Genomic DNA, 17,105 nt, shown 5'->3' with positions numbered 1-17,105 from the left:
GATTTGATTATTAAATCTTGATATGAAATTACCTTTAAACGCCAGTTATTTTTAGGTAAATGTGGTCAATCATGGTTTTTATGTTGTGAATGCTAGAAAATAACTCGTGAATGAATTACGGTGATTTATTGTTATTATATAGACATAAAAAAAACCTTCTCATAGAGAAGGTTTTTAAATATTATTTAGCGTTACTTTTTACTTTAACACATGGAAACTTTTAATGAGATCTTTATACTTACCACTAAAGGTTACTTTATGATTTCCTTTTAATAAGAGAAGATTATCTGCTAATACTATTTGTTCTATAGCATTACTATTCACTATATATTTTCGATGTGTACGTATAAAAATCTGGTTATTCAATACGTCATTGATTTTCCCTAAAGAAATCTGAATGATAAACTTCTCTTTTTCGGTCACAATATGACAATAACGATCATCTACTTCTATATACATGATACTTGAGAGTTCTACTTTTTTTAAAGCATTTTTCTTTTTTATAAATAAGTATTCTTGACTAACAACTGTGTCTTTATCTTCGCTTGAAAACACATTGAGTTGTCCATGAAACTTTTCTACTGCCATCTCGATAGCATATAAGACTTCTAATTCATTAAATGGTTTAAGTAAAAAGCTAAAAGGCTTAGTTAATTTTGCTCTTTCAAAAATTTGACGATCCTTTGAGCTTGTTAAAAATACAAATGGTTTAAGAATGTTAGGCGTAATTGAAATGGTTTCGGCAAAAGTGATACCATCTGGATTTCCATTTAAAAACACATCTATTATAATAAGATCTATAGGCAATTGATAAAATAAGGTTAGTGCTTCTTGATACGTACTTGCTATAGCTACCACATGGTAATTATTATCTTCTAATAATTCTTTTAATTCTAGGGCATCTTCTGATGTATCTTCTATTATCAGTATATTTATCTTATCCATACTGTTGTGATTTTGGGAGTGTAATAATCATTTTAGTTCCAATTCCTTCTTTACTTTCTATTAAAAGTTCTCCCTTATTTTTTTTAATCATAGATTTACAGAGTTGAATTCCTAAACCTGTACCTATTCCTTTTTGATCTTTTTTCTTATTGAGGTGAGTTCCTTCTTTAAGTAATGCTTCTTTTGTTTCTTGACTCATCCCTATTCCCGTATCTTCTATAACCAAATATTGTTTGTCATTTTTTGCATAAGTATATATGGATATCGTATCGTTTTCTTCAGAAAACTTAATCGCATTATCTAATAGGTTTCGTATGATAATTTTAAGTGAATCCAAGTCTGCCAAAACAAATACTGCTTTAGGTATCTTATTCTCAAAGATCAAACTTTTGTTTTCAAATAATGGTTTATAATTATATTCTAACTGTTGTAACACTGTATAGAGATCAATCGATTCTATAGCAAAGTATAATTTATGTGTTTGTATAGTTGCCCATTGCAATAAGTTTTCTAATAAATTATAAGTACTATTTGCTATAGAAGAATTCTTGAGTACTGTTTTTTTTACTGCTGTATAATTTTGTTTATCAATATCTTTTAAAAGTTTTGTATTTCCTTTTTGTAGGACATTTACAGACGAGCGTAAATCATGACTAATAATAGAAAACAACTTATCTTTTGTAGCATTTAACCCGTCTAATTCTTCTTTTTGAGCAAGAATAATCTTATTGTTTTTGTTCTTTTGATCATAAAAATAAATTCCTGCACTTAGAAATAATAGCAATATTACCGATGAAAAAATAAATCCATTACGTTGTATTACCTTTATTTCATTTTCTGACTTAAGTATTTTTATATGTTTTTGTTTTTGATCTACAGCATGCCTCTTTTCTATTTGTGCAATAGCCCAAACTTTACTTTGATCGTTTAAAGAATCTTTCCATTTTTCATACTCTTTTCTATATACCAATGCTTTTTTTAAATCCTTTCTGTTCTCCTCGACCACAGCCATGTTTAAAGATGTTTTCCTTTTTAATTTAAAACTCTTTATTTTCTTTGATAACTGATATGCTTTTTCAAAATACGGAATCGCTAAATCGTCTTTATACTGTTCATAATATAAATTTGCAATATCTGTATACGAACCAATTAACAATGAGGTATCTTGTTCTTTTTCTTGTAACGTATTACTTTCTAATAAGTATTTTTCTGCTGCTTTAAACTTTGCAAGATGAAAATATGATAAGCCTAGATCGTGAAGTACAGAACTCTTTATAAGTTTATAATTAGGATAATCTCTTAATGATTCAAAATAACAAATAGCTTCTTTATATTTATTTTGTTCCAAAGCTATTCCTCCCAAATTACGTATGATTCTATAATAGGAACTAAAATCTTTTGATACGTGACTATATTCATTTTCAGCTTCATCATATAATCGTTTTTTCATAAAACTAAATCCTCTTATATAATGAAAACGATCTAATACATTTTGTTTTTTAGCTATAGTCAATACTTTGGCTGTATACACTATTGTAGAATCCCAGTTTTTTTCGATAAAAAACTGCTCGGCTTTACTACTATCAACTTCTATTAGAACATCACTAGCTGTAGTATTTCTTTCTTCTTTTATTTGTAATTGTATTTGAAATGAAAGTCCAAAACATATGATAAACAAAAATGTTTTTATAAAAGGCATTAAGCGCTATATTTTTAATTATTATATAATAGAATAATGCTCATAGTATAGAAGTTTTTAGTTTCTTTTCCCATGAGCATTAATCATTTTATAGAAGCATTCTTCTATGTGTTATTTTGATCTAAATGAAAACAGAAAAACACTCAAAAATTAATCATCTGTAGTTTGTACAACAGTCTCTGTACCTCTTGAAGTTTTTGGATCTATATTCCATAAAAACGTTTGTACAACTTCTATATGTTCTAAACCAATACCATAAGGAAAATTATAGGTGTCTTGAGTTGTAAATTCTACTGTATAGGCATAATATTCGCCTTTTGTATTCTCACTCATCAATCGCTCTATTTCTTCTACATCACAATGAATAAAAAACTGTAGTTGCCCTTTTCCTGAACTGTTTATCGAAAATAATTGGGATATTTTAAGTTCAGGATTTTCAGCGGAAGAATTGATAAATACTAACGCCCTAATCGCTATAGATTCATCTTTATTTCTATACGCTTCTACATGAGGTAAAAGAGGTTGTTCTGGATTATTTGTAAAACTTATCTTCCCTGCAGATTTAAGCAAAACTGGTGTATTTAATATATTTCCAGGCGGAAGTATAATATTACATGTACTCGTTGTCATATAAGTATTTGTTAAATGGTTAATATGTTATGCTATTATGGTGGGGGAGATAAAAAATGTACTGTACTGATTGAATTAAAAATTATTAATCATACTGGGCACTAAGTAGTCTTATATTTTATAATTTTTAATAAATTAGATTGACATTCTATATTATAAATTTAATTTTTTTTAAAGACTTTTTCCTAGTTAATCTATTAATTTTTGATAATTTATTTTTATCAAAATATCCGTCGTAATAAACGGTATATCTATCAATTACGTCATTCTTTTCTTTTTAAAAAACAGTGTATTTTTTAACCGTAATCTTAATAATGCTTAACCTTAATTTTTACTCAATAACATATTTTTTCAACTTTATTTAATACTATTCTATCACTTAACTTTCTATCTCAATATCTTCTCAAAATCAGCCTTTTCACTACTATTTATTCTTTAAAACTGATAATTGTCATTTTTTAGCTTCATAGATCTCTACACTTTTGCAATTTATTTTTGGATTATGACAACAACAGGGAAAATTGAGCTTATGGCTCCAGCCGGAAATTTTGAATCTTTGCAGGCTGCAATTGATAATGGAGCAGATTCTGTTTATTTTGGTGTAGATCAACTTAATATGCGTGCTAGAGCTAGCATGAATTTTACTATTGATGATTTAGCTGAGATCACTCAGCGTTGTAAACCTAAAAATATACGTACCTATCTTACTTTAAATACTATTATTTATGATCATGATTTATCGGTGATTAAAACGATTCTTGATACAGCAAAAAAAGCCGAAATCACTGCCGTAATTGCCATGGATCAAGCTGTAATATCATATGCTAGACAAATTGGGTTGGAAATTCATATTTCTACTCAAATTAATATTACTAATATTGAAACAGTTAAGTTCTATGCGCTATTTGCAGATACTATGGTTTTGAGTAGGGAATTAAGTTTGCGTCAAGTAAAAACTATAGTTGATCAAATCGAAAAAGAACAAATTAAAGGACCTTCTGGAAATTTAGTCGAAATAGAAATTTTTGGACATGGTGCTTTATGTATGGCCGTTTCTGGTAAATGTTATTTAAGCTTACATTCTCATAATTCTTCTGCAAATCGAGGTGCTTGTAAACAAAACTGTAGAAAAAAATACACTGTTATTGATCAAGATAGTGGTTTTGAAATCGAATTGGATAACGAATATATGATGTCTCCTAAAGATTTGTGTACTTTGGATTTCCTAGATCAAGTGATTGACACAGGTATTAAAGTTCTTAAAATTGAAGGTAGAGGTCGTGCTCCTGAATATGTTGCCAAAGTAATTCGTACTTATAGAGAAGCTATTGATGCTTATTATGATGATTCTTTTACCAAAGAAAAAGTTACCGATTGGATGACCGAACTTAAAAAAGTTTATAATCGTGGATTCTGGAGTGGTTACTATCTAGGTCAAAAGCTTGGGGAATGGAGTGCTGTTGACGGTTCAAAAGCTACTCAAAAGAAAGTATATATAGGAAAAGGACAACATTATTTCCCTAAATCTCAAATCGCTGAATTTAAAATTGAAGCTTATGATCTTTCTATAGGTGATACGATCTTAATTACTGGACCAACTACTGGTGTAAAAGAGCTTGAGTTAAAAGAAATGTTAGTAAATGATGAATCGCTAGCTACAGCCCAAAAAGGTGATTCTTGTACAATTCCGTTAGACTTTAGAATTCGCTTATCAGATAAATTATACAAAATTGTAAAAAACTAACTTTATGGTTGTTGTTACTTTACAACGTAATAAATGTATTGGATGTAATTATTGTGTTGAGTTAGCTCCAGAGCATTTTAGAATGTCAAAAAAAGACGGTAAATCTGTTCTATTACATGCTGTAGAAAAAAAGGGATTTTATACTTTAAAATCTCCAGATAATGCTATTTATGAAGAATGTGATCAAGCTGCAAAAGCGTGCCCCGTAAAAATTATCACAACAAAATTGCTATAAAAAATACTATTCAAAATATAAAAGAGCCACTTTAAAGTGGCTCTTCTTGTTTCGTTTAAAATTCAAAGCTTATACTAAAATGTTATGCTATTAGGCTATATCTTAATATAGGTATTCTAAAGCAGTAACATCATTTCCATTAAATTCTCCGTCTTCATTTCCGCTGAAGCAAGAGATCATAATAGAACTAGAATCAATTCCAGTTGGAGTTCCTGGAATATGGATTGCTCCTACTCCTCCGTCTCCTTCATTGATTCCGTCACAGTTTCTATTAAAATAATCTGTGTGACGTAAACCAATAGAGTGTCCAATTTCGTGAGTCATTACATGCTCTACAACATTTGTATTAAAGCTGTCTGTTCCAGCGTTAATTTGAATGTATTTATGAGGAGCTCCTGCACTAGTAGGGAAACCAGCGCTTCCTCCACCTCCAGAACGGTTATTGTTATAAACAACCATGTCAATACTAGAGTCTGTATGATTCGTCCCGAATGTTAATCTAAAATTCAGTGTTGTATTTATTCTGTTATAATTGTTAACAGCCCACTGTAAAGCTGTTCTCATTTTGCTTGTTAAAGCGTTACCTGATCCTGTAAATCCTAAAATATCAATAGTTCTTCTTGAACTAGAAACCAAGTTTGTTGTACGGTATTGTCTATTCAATCCGTCTTCCATTACCGCTAAGTCAGCCATCTTTTTTAATTCATCGACAGCGAAGTTTAAATCGCTAACACTTATAACCTCTCTAGTTTCACCTCCTGGTAATACCATTACGTCATACTTAGCGCCTGTAGGATCAACTCCTACAGATGATAATTTACTTAAGATTTCTTGTGATACTTCTTTGGTTAATTCTTGATTGTCTGCTGTAACTGCATCTTTTTGACAAGAAATAGAGAATCCAGCTAAAAGAGCACCAAGTGCTAATACTTTTATCTTTTTCATTTTAATAAGTTGAGTTTGTGTAGTTATTAATGACTATATATAGTAAGCTTAGTTAGGGCTTACTTCGTCTATATTTGTTGTTAAAAATCAGCTTTGAACTTTAAATTTCAACATGGTGAAGATATAATTTTTTTACTAAAAAACGTTAATTTTTTAAACTATTCTTCATAAATACGGTAAAACCATAAATTAATTTCATGTAAAACCATCAATAAGTAAATATACATCATCTTCAACAAAACACATTTTTTCGATAAAAAACATCCTTTAGATATCCTCTAACCCCTTATAAACCTACTTATCTTATAGGATTATGAGAGTTTTTAAAAATTCTATATTTAGTAAAAAACAATCACACTAGTAGTCTTTTTCTTACTTATGTTAATTGTATTTAATTCTTATAAAATTTTATCATAATTGTAATCTTTTATTTACATCAATAAATAAACTTATATATCATATTAAACAGAATTATATACAAAAAAAACGCTAAATGAGATTTTTCATTTAGCGTTTTTTTTATATTGGTTTAAAATATAACCTATACTATTTCAGCACTTAATCCTGCTTCTAATAATTTAGAACATCTAGGTTTTAATTCTTTATAAGGACCTGTTTTTACTGTACATTTTCCATTATAATGAACAATCAGTGCACATTGTTCTGCTTGAAGTGGGGTATGTTCACAAGTGTATATTAATGTTTCTATAACATGGTCAAATGTATTTACATCATCGTTATATAACACAATCTCATTGTTTTTCTGTTCTACAACCTTCTCCAATACTTCTTCTAACACTTCTTCTTGTGTACTCATATTTTAAGAACTTTATTTTTACAAATATAAGAATTACAAACAGTTATACTAATACCGTATATACATAACGTAAATTCCTCTTTTTATTATTTTTTAAAATATGCTGCTACCCAGTTATTTCTAATAAAATGTTTTACATAGGTCAAACCATTATTAGCACAACTTTCTTTTATAATTTCTAAATCTTCTATATAGAATCCACTTAAAAATAAATCTCCATTTGCACCTAAGCATGAGGCATATTGTTTCATATCATTTAGTAGTATATTTCTATTGATATTCGCTATAATCACATCGTAGTTTCTTCCTTTCAATATGGAAGCATCTCCTTGTATAGCTGTAATATGATGGCAATTATTACGTTCGATATTTTCTTGTGTATTAAGGTAACACCAATTGTCTATATCTATTGCATCTATGGGTTGTGCACCTTTCATTTCTGACAAAATAGCCAGAACTCCTGTTCCACATCCCATATCCAATACTTTTTTATCTTTTAATTCATGATCTAAAAGATGCTGAATCATCATATGTGTAGTTTCATGATGTCCTGTTCCAAAAGACATCTTAGGTTCTATAACAATATCGTATTGGTCATCATTCTTTTCATGAAAAGGAGCTCTCACACTACATCTACCATCTACAGATATAGGAGAAAAATTCTTCTCCCATTCTTCATTCCAGTTTACTTGCTCTATTTCTTCAAAAGTAAAAGTTATGGTGAACTCCTCTGAATCAAGAATAAAAATATCTTCCAAAATACTTTCATTCCACAATTCTTTCTGAATATAAGCTTGTACTCCTGTTTCATTTTCTACAAAGCTTTCGAAGCCTGCATTTCCTAATTCTGCTATTAATATTTCTGTAGCTGGTTGAACAGGTGTTACTGTAAAATTATATCCTATATATATAGTATTTGCTGACATGCTCTTTTTATTTGCTTGCAAAGGTACACCTTATACTTTTTTCACCTCAACATTACTTTCTAAAATTTAGTTTTGCTTCACAATTATATATAAAAAAAGGAAGTATATCATATACTTCCTTTTGTCTTAGTATTAAAACTCTTTAATCTTAAAAAGCATTAGCAATTGCAGCAAAGCTTGTTGCATCTAATGCTGCTCCACCTATCAATCCTCCATCTACATCTGGTTTTGCAAAAATCTCTGAAGCGTTTGCTGGTTTTACACTACCTCCATATAAAATAGAAACATCTGCTGCTATTTCTTCTCCATAAGTTGCCTTAATTGTATTTCTTACATATGCATGCATCTCTTGTGCTTGTTCTGGAGATGCTGTTTCTCCTGTACCTATAGCCCATACTGGTTCGTATGCTAAGATAATATTCTTCCATACTTCTTTTTCTATGTGAAAAAGTCCGTTTTTAAGTTGGTCTTCTACTACTTTAAAATGCGCTTCACTTTTACGATCTTCTAATTCTTCTCCAAAGCAGAAAATCACTTGCATATCATTTTTTAATGCTGCATTTACTTTTTCTGCCAATAAACTATCAGTCTCATTAAAATATGCTCTACGCTCACTGTGTCCTAGAATTACTGTTGAAACATCCACACTTTTTAACATCGTTGCAGATACTTCTCCTGTAAAGGCTCCACCATCATTTTGATGCATGTTTTGAGCTGCTACTTTTATAGCTGAGTCTTTAAGCAAAGTTCCTGCTAAAGCCAAATTTGTGTATGAAGGAGCAACAAATACCTCAACATTTTCATCTTTAAAATCTTGAGTCTTTAAGTCTTCTAATAAAGTTGTAGAATCAGAAAGATTGTTATTCATTTTCCAATTACCTGCTACAATTCTTCTTCTCATTAAATTTATATTTAGTTCTTAGTTTGGTTTCTATTGTTCAAATGTTTTCACTCTTGGATCTAACCATCCATAAATAAGATCAACAAAGATATTAATCATGATAAACATTACTGCTATTATCAGCACTGCTCCCATTATAATAGGAAAATCCAATGTATTTAATGCATCCACAATTTCTTTTCCTAATCCATTCCATCCAAAAATATACTCTACAAATACAGCTCCTGCTAACATTGAAGCAAACCATCCAGAAATTGCAGTTACTACTGGGTTTAATGCATTTTTGATTCCGTGATTTTTAATAATCTGAAACATACTTAACCCTTTGGCTTTTGCTGTACGAATATAATCTTGGGCTAATACTTCTAATAGCGAATTTCTCATTAATTGTGTCACTACCGCAAGAGGTCTGATTCCTAATACAACTGCTGGTAAAATGATATTCTTCCACTGCAAATGTATTCCTTCTCCAAAATCATCCATTCCATATAAGCTTCCAGTCATATTTAAATGCGTGTATTTGTGTAATACATAACCAAAAAGCCATGCAAATAAAATTGCACTAAAAAATGATGGAACACTCATCCCAATTGTACTTACTAATTGAATTAGTTTATCTACCCATTGATCTTTGGCTAAAGCGCTAATAATTCCTAAGAAAACACCTAAAAGCATCGCAATACAAATTGCCGAAACTGCCAAAACTATTGTATTAGGCAAAGTTTCTTGTATTACAGTACTTACTTTTTTTCCGTTTTTTTGAAACGATTCTCTCAAATATGGATACTTGAGAACCACTTGAATCGAACCTATTTTAAAAAGAGGTTGAGCTGTATATTTGCCTTCTTTTAAATATGTAAAATCAGATGGATTTGTACTGTGAAATGAAACAGGAGAAACATCATTAATATAATATTGATATTGCTTTAATAATGGCTTATCAAAACCATATTTTTGATTTATAATAGCTAATTGTTCTTCACTCTCATTTTGTCCCAACATCATTTGTGCTGGATCTCCTGGCAATAAGGTAAATAGTAAAAATATAACAGTTACTACTCCCCATAACGTTAGTATTACATAGCCTAATTTATTAAGGAAGTAGTATATCATATTGTTATAATTATAGTTTAAGATCGTCTTTATCGTTCCAATGTAATTTTTGAATAATTGTTCCTTTATTCAATTTTACAATTCCTGGGTTTGATCTTATTATAGTTTTCAATGCGGTCTCGTCACAAGTATAGAAATCTACATTGATATTGTGATTTGCTTTTACTTTTTGAATAGCATCTCCAATTGATGCTGTCAAAGCGATAACTTCATATCCATTTGCTTTTGCTTTATTAACCACATCAGACAGTCCTTGTAATCCTTCTATTTCTGACTTAGATAAATTATACATAATCAACATGATTAATTTATCTTTTTTTAAGAAGTCTGCTGTATGATCTACATTATCTTTTTCTATTGCAAAATCATGAATTGGCGGAATGTATCCTTCTTCTAACATTTTAGTCTCAACGCTAATAAAGTTAAAATCTGCCGATACTTTAGGATAATCTCCTGTAGTTGTAATTATTTCTTCTTCTCCGTTAAGTTCAAATTTCCATTGGTATTCAAACTTAGCCTCTGGTGCTCCTTCTGGCACCTGCATTCCTTCATTAATATTAACGCCTTCTTTATATGCTCTAAAATCTATTGCTGGTAAATGCATCAATACATGATAAGCAAAAGCTAAACATGCCGAAAAGCTTACAAAGATGATCCACTTATGTGATGTTACAGGAAAAATAGGATTAATATATTTTCTTCCTACAAAAAGGATTAAAATAAAAATCAATAAAATAACATCTTTGGTAAATGACTGCCAAGGTGTTAATGGCATAGCATCACCAAAACATCCACAATCTGTTACTTTATTAAAATAAGCCGAATAGAACGTCAAAAAGGTAAAGAATCCTATCATGAGTAGCAATGACCATACTGTAAATTTAGGCAAATATCCTATCAACAGCATAATCCCTACTATAACCTCAAATACCACAATAAAAACTGAAAGTAATAATGCAAAAGGAATTAAAAATTCAAGATTTAAAACTCCTTCACTAAAATATTCTTGAAGTTTATAAGAGAACCCTAGTGGGTCATTAAGTTTTATAAATCCTGAAATCAAGAATAATATTCCTACAAAGATTCTTGAAAATCCAACTAATACTTTCATTTTCTTATCAATTTTTATGGTAATGGTGACAATTTACAAGAAGAAACTTTCTTTTTTCTCCATTGAAGTTAGTTTTAACATTTTTTTAGTGGACGAAGTTTTATGCTATTTCTGCTTCTCCCATTTTAATTAATGCAAATATGGCATAGTTTATCATGTCTTGATAATTTGCATCTATTCCTTCACTCACCAAAGTTTTCCCTTTGTTATCTTCTATTTGTTTAACTCTTAAAAGCTTTTGTAAAATCAAATCTGTAAGAGAGCTAATTCTCATATCACGCCACGCTTCGCCATAATCGTGATTTTTTTTCATCATTAACTCTTTGGTAATACCAATATGTTTGTCATACAACGCTACTGCTTCTTCGACGTCAATATCTGGTTGATCTACAACACCTTTTTCTAACTGAATTAGAGCCATGATACTGTAATTTACAATACCTATAAACTCTGATCGTTCTCCTTCATCCACTTTACGTATTTCATTCTCTTGTAAGCTACGAATACGCTGTGCTTTTATAAATATCTGATCTGTAAGCGATGGCAATCTCAATATTCGCCAAGCACTTCCATAATCTTTCATTTTATTACTATACAGTTCACGACATGTTGTTACAATAGCATCGTATTGTTGTGAAGTATCTTGCATGAATCAATTAATTTTTGTGTAAATTTCGATGATTTTTATTAATTCTACTAATATATTTCAATGAATAAAACAACAGGGATTGTAGTCCTTATTTTAGGAATTGCTGTTATCATATTAAATATCGTTTTATTTCCTAGCCTATTAGATGCTTTTTCTGATATAGGGAAAGCCTTTTCTAGACGTTTTAATGGTGATCTCTTTACAAAAAGTATTACTAAAGTATTCTTCTATCTCGCTTATTGGGTTGGTGCATTCTTTTTATTGCGTACTGGTTATAATAAAATCAAAGGATTTTAAATATGAAAACTATAAATTGTAAAGGAACTCTTATAGACATTTCTTCTCCCAAGGTTATGGGGGTTTTAAATCTTACTCCTGATTCTTTTTATGATGGCGGAAAATATAAGGATGAAATCCAAATATTGAATCAAGTTGAAACTATGATTTCTCATGGTGCTACTTTTATAGATATAGGTGCTTATTCATCTAGACCAGGAGCTCAAGATATCTCTATTGATGAAGAGAAAAAGAGAATCTTACCAATTTTAACCAAAATCCTTAGTTCTTTTCCCGAAGCTATTGTGTCTATAGATACGTTTAGAAGTGACGTAGCTCATGAATGTATTCAAGTTGGTGCTGCTTTGATTAATGATATTTCTGCTGGTTCTCTAGATTCTCAAATGATGGCTATAGTGGCACAACATAATGTACCTTACATAATGATGCATATGAGAGGTACGCCACAAACTATGAAATCGCTTACTTCTTATGAAAATATGATTAAAGAGATACAGTTTTATTTTTCAAAGAAAATTGCACAAGCGAGGGCTCTAGGTATTCACGACTTAATTATTGATCCAGGTTTTGGCTTTGCTAAGGACACTGATCAAAATTTTAAATTACTTCAAGATATGGATCTATTGGCTATACAAGATGTTCCTGTATTAGCTGGTGTTTCTAGAAAATCTATGATTTATAAAACCTTAGCTATTTCACCTAAAGAAGCTTTAAATGGCACCAGTGTTCTTAACACTATCGCGCTATTAAAAGGTGCTTCTATTCTTAGAGTTCATGATGTAAAAGAAGCCATAGAATGTATTTCTTTGATCGCTGCCATGCAAAAGGCATAATCATAAGTTGTAGGTATTTTTATTTTTCTATTTTTACAGTAAAGACCTTGTCATTTGGATTTAATCAACCTTAGAATATTAGATGTTTTAGATATTACATTAGTAGCAGTATTACTGTACTATGTCTATAAACTAGTTAAAGGAACTGCTGCTATCCATATTTTTATTGGTATTGTTATTATCTATCTCGTCTGGAAATTGACACAATTCTTAGCTATGGAAATGCTGAGTAGTGTGCTAGGCGAATTTATAGGTGTTGGAATGTTTGCTCTTATCGTCGTTTTTCAACAAGAAATCAGAAAGTTCTTATTGATGATTGGTTCTACAAATTTTGGGAGACGCCGCAAGTTTTTACGTCAATTAAAATGGATGCGAGATATCCCTAAAGATATTGATTATGATGTAAACTCGATTATTCAAGCTTGTCTCACTATGGGAAGTACTTATACTGGAGCGTTAATCATCCTTAAACGCAATACGCCTTTAGATTTTATAAAGACTACAGGTGATTCTATGGACATAAAGGTCAATTCACCAATAATCGAAAGCATCTTTTTTAAAAATAGCACCTTGCATGATGGCGCTATGGTTATCGAAAATAATACTATTGTCGCTACTAGAGTTATTCTACCTGTATCTAATGATCGTGCTATCCCCTTGCGTTTTGGATTACGTCATAGAGCTGCTATAGGTATTACAGAAAAAACAGATGCCTTAGCTCTTGTAGTAAGTGAAGAAACTGGACAAATCTCTTATATCAAAAATGGAGAATTTGTCATGTATAAATCCTCTGATGATTTAATCGAAAAACTAAAACAAGATCTTTCATAATGTCTCCTCCTATTACTTTTAAGCGTTGTAAAAATTGTAATGAATACTTAACTTCTGATCATAATTATTGTAGTACTTGTGGTGCAAAAATAATTACAGAACGTATTACTTTAAAAAAGGTATTAAATGAATCTATTGAACGTTTTTTTAATATCGATAATTCTTTTTTTAGAACTTTTAGAGATTTATGGATTGCACCAGAAAATGTTATTGATGGATATATCAATGGACTTAGAAAACGATACCTCAACGCTTTTAGCTATTTTGCACTATCATTAACAATTGCTGGGTTTTATATTTTTGTATTAAGGAAGTTTTCTATTACACCGTTATCCTCTGAAGGAGATCCTAATGCTACATTTAACAACTCTGTATTTAATTTCTCTTCAGACTATCAAGCATTGTTATCTTCGCTTTCCATACCTATTCTAGCGCTTATATCCATGGTTGTTTTTCACAATTATAAAAAGTATAATTTTACAGAACATATTATCATTTATCTATATTCTTATTCTCATATAGCTTCTGTTTTGAGTTTGATAGGTGCGTTCGGTATTTTTGCTGGAAGTTTTAATTCATTGTTAATTACATTATATGCTCAAATACTCTTATATATCATCTACCACTCCTATGTTTTAAAAAGGTTATTTAAATTATCTACAAAACAAATTATTCTAAAAACACTATTATTCTTAGTCATTTTACTCTTTTTATTTATCATAGCATCTATTGGTGCAGCAATACTAATGTTTATTACAGATACCTTACCTCCTACTCCAACTAAATAAAACTGAGTCTTTTTTTTATCGATCTATATTTTCGACACTAGCAAACTGTACTTCGTATAAGTTTTTATAGTACCCATTTTGAAGCTTAAGTAGTTCTTGATGGTTTCCTTGTTCTACTATTTGACCTTGATCCATCACAATAATACGATCTGCTTGTTTTATTGTTGCTAGACGGTGTGCTATGACAATAGAAGTTCTTCCTTCAGTTATTTTATCTGTAGCTTTTTGAATTAATTGCTCACTATGTGAATCTACTGAAGATGTTGCTTCATCAAGAATTAAGATACTAGGATTGGTTACATAAGCTCTCAAGAATGAAATCAATTGTCGTTGTCCAGAAGATAACATAGCACCTCTTTCTTTTACATTATATTGATATCCTCCAGGAAGGCTCATAATAAAATCATGTATCCCGATATCTTTGGCTGCTTTGCGCACCTGTGCTTCAGTGATCTCTGATTTCTTTAATGTAATATTATTAAAAATCGTATCTGCAAATAAAAATACATCTTGAAGTACTAATGCTATATGACTGCGTAACGAAGCTAATTTTATCGATTTAATATCTGTATTATCAATAGTAATAACTCCACTATTAATTTCGTAAAAGCGATTTAATAAATTAATAATAGTAGATTTCCCTGCTCCTGTAGCTCCTACTATTGCTACTGTTTGTCCTTTTTCTACATTAAATGAAATTCCTTTAAGTACCTCTTCATCATCTTTATAGCCAAATCTCACATTTTCAAAACCAATAGCCCCATCAATTTGTTGTAGTATAGTTTCTCCTTTATCTTCAATTCTAGATTCGGTATCTAATACATCAAATACACGACCTGCAGCAATCATTCCCATTTGTAATGTATTAAACTTATCTGCTATTTGTCTTAATGGTCTAAATAGCATTTGTGACAATTCAATAAAAGCAATCACGGTTCCTAGAGTAACTCCGTCTCCTTGTGCTGCTTGCAATCCTCCAAACCACACTACTAATCCTATAGTTATCGAACTAGACATCTCGGCTATAGGAAAAAAGATAGAGTTATACCATACAGTTTTTATCCATCCTTTTTTATGTTTGTCATTAATTGCCTTAAATTTTTCATACTCTGAATCTTCTCTTGTAAATAGCTGAACGATTTTCATTCCAGTTATACGTTCTTGAACAAAAGAATTGAGGTTAGAAACTTGAGTTCGAACTTCTTCAAAAGCAGCTTTCATCTTTTTCTGAAATACTCTCGTTGCATATAATACTAATGGTAATACTACAAAAACCAATAACGTCAACTGCCAACTTTGATATAACATGAATCCTAAGATGACTACCATTTTTAGTAAATCGCTTATAATCATAAACAACCCTTGACTAAAAATACTTGCTATAGTTTCTATATCACTTACAGCTCTTGTTACTAACCTACCTACTGCAGAAGTATCGTAATACTTCATTCTAAAAGCCAACATATGATCAAAAAGCTTAACACGTATATCACGTATTACATCTTGTCCTAACTTGTTTGCATTATAAATAAATAAGAACTGAACAATCACTTCTATCATTAATGCACTTATCATTAAAATGATGTAAAAGCTCAATTGTGATCCATCTTTTACTACTATAGTTTTATCTATCGCTTGTTGTAACAGGTATGGTCTAAGTACTCCAAAAGCAGATAATAATATTGCTCCTATGGCAACAAAATAAAAAGTTAATCGATATACATTAGCATATCCAATCAGTCTTCTAAATAATTTAAAATCAAATGCACTTCTGCTTTTTTCAGCCATTTATGTTGTATCGTATTGATTGTGGATAATCCACTTTTATTAAATATAATCCATGTGCAGGTACAGAGCATCCTGCTTTACCTCTATCTTCACTTTTGATTACTTCGTGAATTTCTTCGACAGCCATTTTTCCTTGCCCCACTTCGAGTAACGTTCCTACTACAGCTCTTACCATATTACGCAAAAAACGATTGGCCGCTATAGTAAAAACCAAATGATCTCCACGTTGCTCCCAATAAGCTTCTGTGATAGTACAATTATACGTTTTTACATCTGTTTTTGATTTACTAAAGCATTTAAAATTGGTATAGTTTAACAACAATTTAGCAGCTTCATTCATCTTTGAGATATCTAAGCTTGCTCTTTTCATATAATATGCACTCTCTGTCAAGAAAGGATTCTTTGCTAATGTAATATGATACTCATAAGCTCTACTCGTAGCATCAAAACGTGCATGTGCCTCATCTTGTACTCGATATACTTTATGAATTGCTATTGCTGGAGGTAGTATAGAATTTAGTTTATACCTCATTTGTGCTTCGTCTAATTCTTGTGCTACATCAAAATGAGCCATAATCTGTTTAGCATGCACTCCTGTATCTGTTCGCCCAGCACCAACAATAGTCATTGTGGTTCTCAATAATGTACCTAACGCTTTTTCAATAACTTCTTGAACAGAGATCGCATTGGGTTGAATTTGCCATCCATGATAAGGCGTTCCATTATATGAAAGTTCTATAAAATATCTCAATCTAATATGGTATTTTTGCTCAAAATCGAGTACAAAGATAGGGTTAATTAAGCATTATTTATTTACACTTTTTTTATTGTTTATTTATATCGTTATCGACAC

18 protein-coding genes are annotated in these 17,105 nt (G+C 30.5%); 6 read left to right on the top strand and 12 right to left on the bottom strand.

Translation table 11 applies throughout. The annotated features are described in order from the left end of the window. Nucleotides 1–198: 198 nt before the first annotated feature. From ACYEKI_RS10380 to ACYEKI_RS10370, 3 genes are all read right to left on the bottom strand, one after another. Entirely contained in the window at nucleotides 199–945 is a 747-nt protein-coding gene (locus ACYEKI_RS10380) for a LytR/AlgR family response regulator transcription factor (RefSeq protein WP_459211122.1), read from the bottom strand. Beyond that, nucleotides 938–2,644 (bottom strand): tetratricopeptide repeat-containing sensor histidine kinase, encoded by a 1,707-nt coding sequence (locus tag ACYEKI_RS10375; protein ID WP_459211121.1) that lies wholly within the window; start codon nucleotides 2,642–2,644, stop codon nucleotides 938–940. The genes ACYEKI_RS10380 and ACYEKI_RS10375 overlap by 8 nt, the downstream gene beginning before the upstream one ends. Nucleotides 2,645–2,794: 150 nt before the next feature. Beyond that, nucleotides 2,795–3,274, bottom strand: a complete 480-nt coding sequence (locus ACYEKI_RS10370; protein WP_459211120.1) for a hypothetical protein — start codon at nucleotides 3,272–3,274, stop codon at nucleotides 2,795–2,797. Nucleotides 3,275–3,776: 502 nt separating this feature from the next. Here ACYEKI_RS10370 and ACYEKI_RS10365 point away from each other — a divergent pair. Both ACYEKI_RS10365 and ACYEKI_RS10360 read left to right on the top strand, forming a co-directional pair. Next, a complete protein-coding gene (locus ACYEKI_RS10365) occupies nucleotides 3,777–5,018 on the top strand; it encodes a peptidase U32 family protein (protein ID WP_459211119.1) in 1,242 nt (413 codons plus the stop codon). A gap of 4 nt (nucleotides 5,019–5,022) precedes the next feature. After that, nucleotides 5,023–5,253, top strand: coding sequence for a ferredoxin (locus ACYEKI_RS10360; RefSeq protein ID WP_459211118.1), 231 nt, complete (start codon nucleotides 5,023–5,025; stop codon nucleotides 5,251–5,253). A 102-nt stretch (nucleotides 5,254–5,355) separates the two neighbouring features. On the opposite strand, the gene ACYEKI_RS10355 is transcribed toward ACYEKI_RS10360, so the two are convergent. The 7 genes from ACYEKI_RS10355 to ACYEKI_RS10325 form a co-directional block, all read right to left on the bottom strand. After that, nucleotides 5,356–6,198 (bottom strand): M57 family metalloprotease, encoded by an 843-nt coding sequence (locus ACYEKI_RS10355; protein ID WP_459211117.1) that lies wholly within the window; start codon nucleotides 6,196–6,198, stop codon nucleotides 5,356–5,358. A gap of 541 nt (nucleotides 6,199–6,739) precedes the next feature. Next, complete coding sequence (locus ACYEKI_RS10350) at nucleotides 6,740–7,015, bottom strand: ATP-dependent Clp protease adaptor ClpS (protein ID WP_459211116.1); 276 nt, start codon at nucleotides 7,013–7,015, stop codon at nucleotides 6,740–6,742. Between the two features lie 86 nt (nucleotides 7,016–7,101). Beyond that, nucleotides 7,102–7,941, bottom strand: coding sequence for a 50S ribosomal protein L11 methyltransferase (gene prmA / locus ACYEKI_RS10345; RefSeq protein ID WP_459211115.1), 840 nt, complete (start codon nucleotides 7,939–7,941; stop codon nucleotides 7,102–7,104). A gap of 148 nt (nucleotides 7,942–8,089) precedes the next feature. Further along, nucleotides 8,090–8,842: a triose-phosphate isomerase gene (tpiA, locus tag ACYEKI_RS10340; RefSeq protein WP_459211114.1), complete on the bottom strand. Its 753-nt coding sequence runs from the start codon at nucleotides 8,840–8,842 to the stop codon at nucleotides 8,090–8,092. A 30-nt stretch (nucleotides 8,843–8,872) separates the two neighbouring features. Further along, entirely contained in the window at nucleotides 8,873–9,955 is a 1,083-nt protein-coding gene (locus ACYEKI_RS10335) for an ABC transporter permease (RefSeq protein WP_459211113.1), read from the bottom strand. A gap of 10 nt (nucleotides 9,956–9,965) precedes the next feature. Beyond that, on the bottom strand, nucleotides 9,966–11,066 hold the full coding sequence (locus tag ACYEKI_RS10330) for a BT_3928 family protein (protein ID WP_459211112.1): 1,101 nt from the start codon (nucleotides 11,064–11,066) through the stop codon (nucleotides 9,966–9,968). Between the two features lie 100 nt (nucleotides 11,067–11,166). Next, nucleotides 11,167–11,715 carry a DUF1599 domain-containing protein gene (locus tag ACYEKI_RS10325; protein WP_459211111.1) on the bottom strand — a complete coding sequence of 183 codons (549 nt, stop codon included), beginning with the start codon at nucleotides 11,713–11,715 and terminating at the stop codon, nucleotides 11,167–11,169. Nucleotides 11,716–11,775: 60 nt separating this feature from the next. Here ACYEKI_RS10325 and ACYEKI_RS10320 point away from each other — a divergent pair, with 60 nt between their 5' ends. From ACYEKI_RS10320 to ACYEKI_RS10305, 4 genes are read left to right on the top strand one after another with little or no spacing between them, the layout of a single operon-like run. Next, nucleotides 11,776–12,012, top strand: coding sequence for a hypothetical protein (locus ACYEKI_RS10320; RefSeq protein ID WP_459211110.1), 237 nt, complete (start codon nucleotides 11,776–11,778; stop codon nucleotides 12,010–12,012). A gap of 2 nt (nucleotides 12,013–12,014) precedes the next feature. Then, on the top strand, nucleotides 12,015–12,845 hold the full coding sequence (gene folP / locus ACYEKI_RS10315) for a dihydropteroate synthase (protein ID WP_459211109.1): 831 nt from the start codon (nucleotides 12,015–12,017) through the stop codon (nucleotides 12,843–12,845). Nucleotides 12,846–12,899: 54 nt separating this feature from the next. Next, entirely contained in the window at nucleotides 12,900–13,676 is a 777-nt protein-coding gene (locus ACYEKI_RS10310) for a diadenylate cyclase (RefSeq protein WP_459211108.1), read from the top strand. Next, on the top strand, nucleotides 13,676–14,464 hold the full coding sequence (locus ACYEKI_RS10305; RefSeq protein ID WP_459211107.1) for a DUF3667 domain-containing protein: 789 nt from the start codon (nucleotides 13,676–13,678) through the stop codon (nucleotides 14,462–14,464). Before ACYEKI_RS10310 ends, ACYEKI_RS10305 begins: the two co-directional genes overlap by 1 nt. Before the next feature lie 15 nt (nucleotides 14,465–14,479). Here the strand turns inward: ACYEKI_RS10305 and ACYEKI_RS10300 are convergent, their stop codons facing one another. Next, entirely contained in the window at nucleotides 14,480–16,252 is a 1,773-nt protein-coding gene (locus ACYEKI_RS10300; protein WP_459211106.1) for an ABC transporter ATP-binding protein, read from the bottom strand. Then, on the bottom strand, nucleotides 16,245–17,003 hold the full coding sequence (gene truA, locus ACYEKI_RS10295; protein WP_459211105.1) for a tRNA pseudouridine(38-40) synthase TruA: 759 nt from the start codon (nucleotides 17,001–17,003) through the stop codon (nucleotides 16,245–16,247). The genes ACYEKI_RS10300 and truA overlap by 8 nt, the downstream gene beginning before the upstream one ends. Nucleotides 17,004–17,105: the final 102 nt, after the last annotated feature.

The sequence above is a fragment of the Aquimarina rhabdastrellae genome (genome assembly GCA_947387485.1).
Classification (GTDB): Bacteria; Bacteroidota; Bacteroidia; order Flavobacteriales; family Flavobacteriaceae; genus Aquimarina.
Note: the sequence above shows the minus strand (reverse complement) of the source record. Positions and strands in the feature narration are given on the sequence as shown.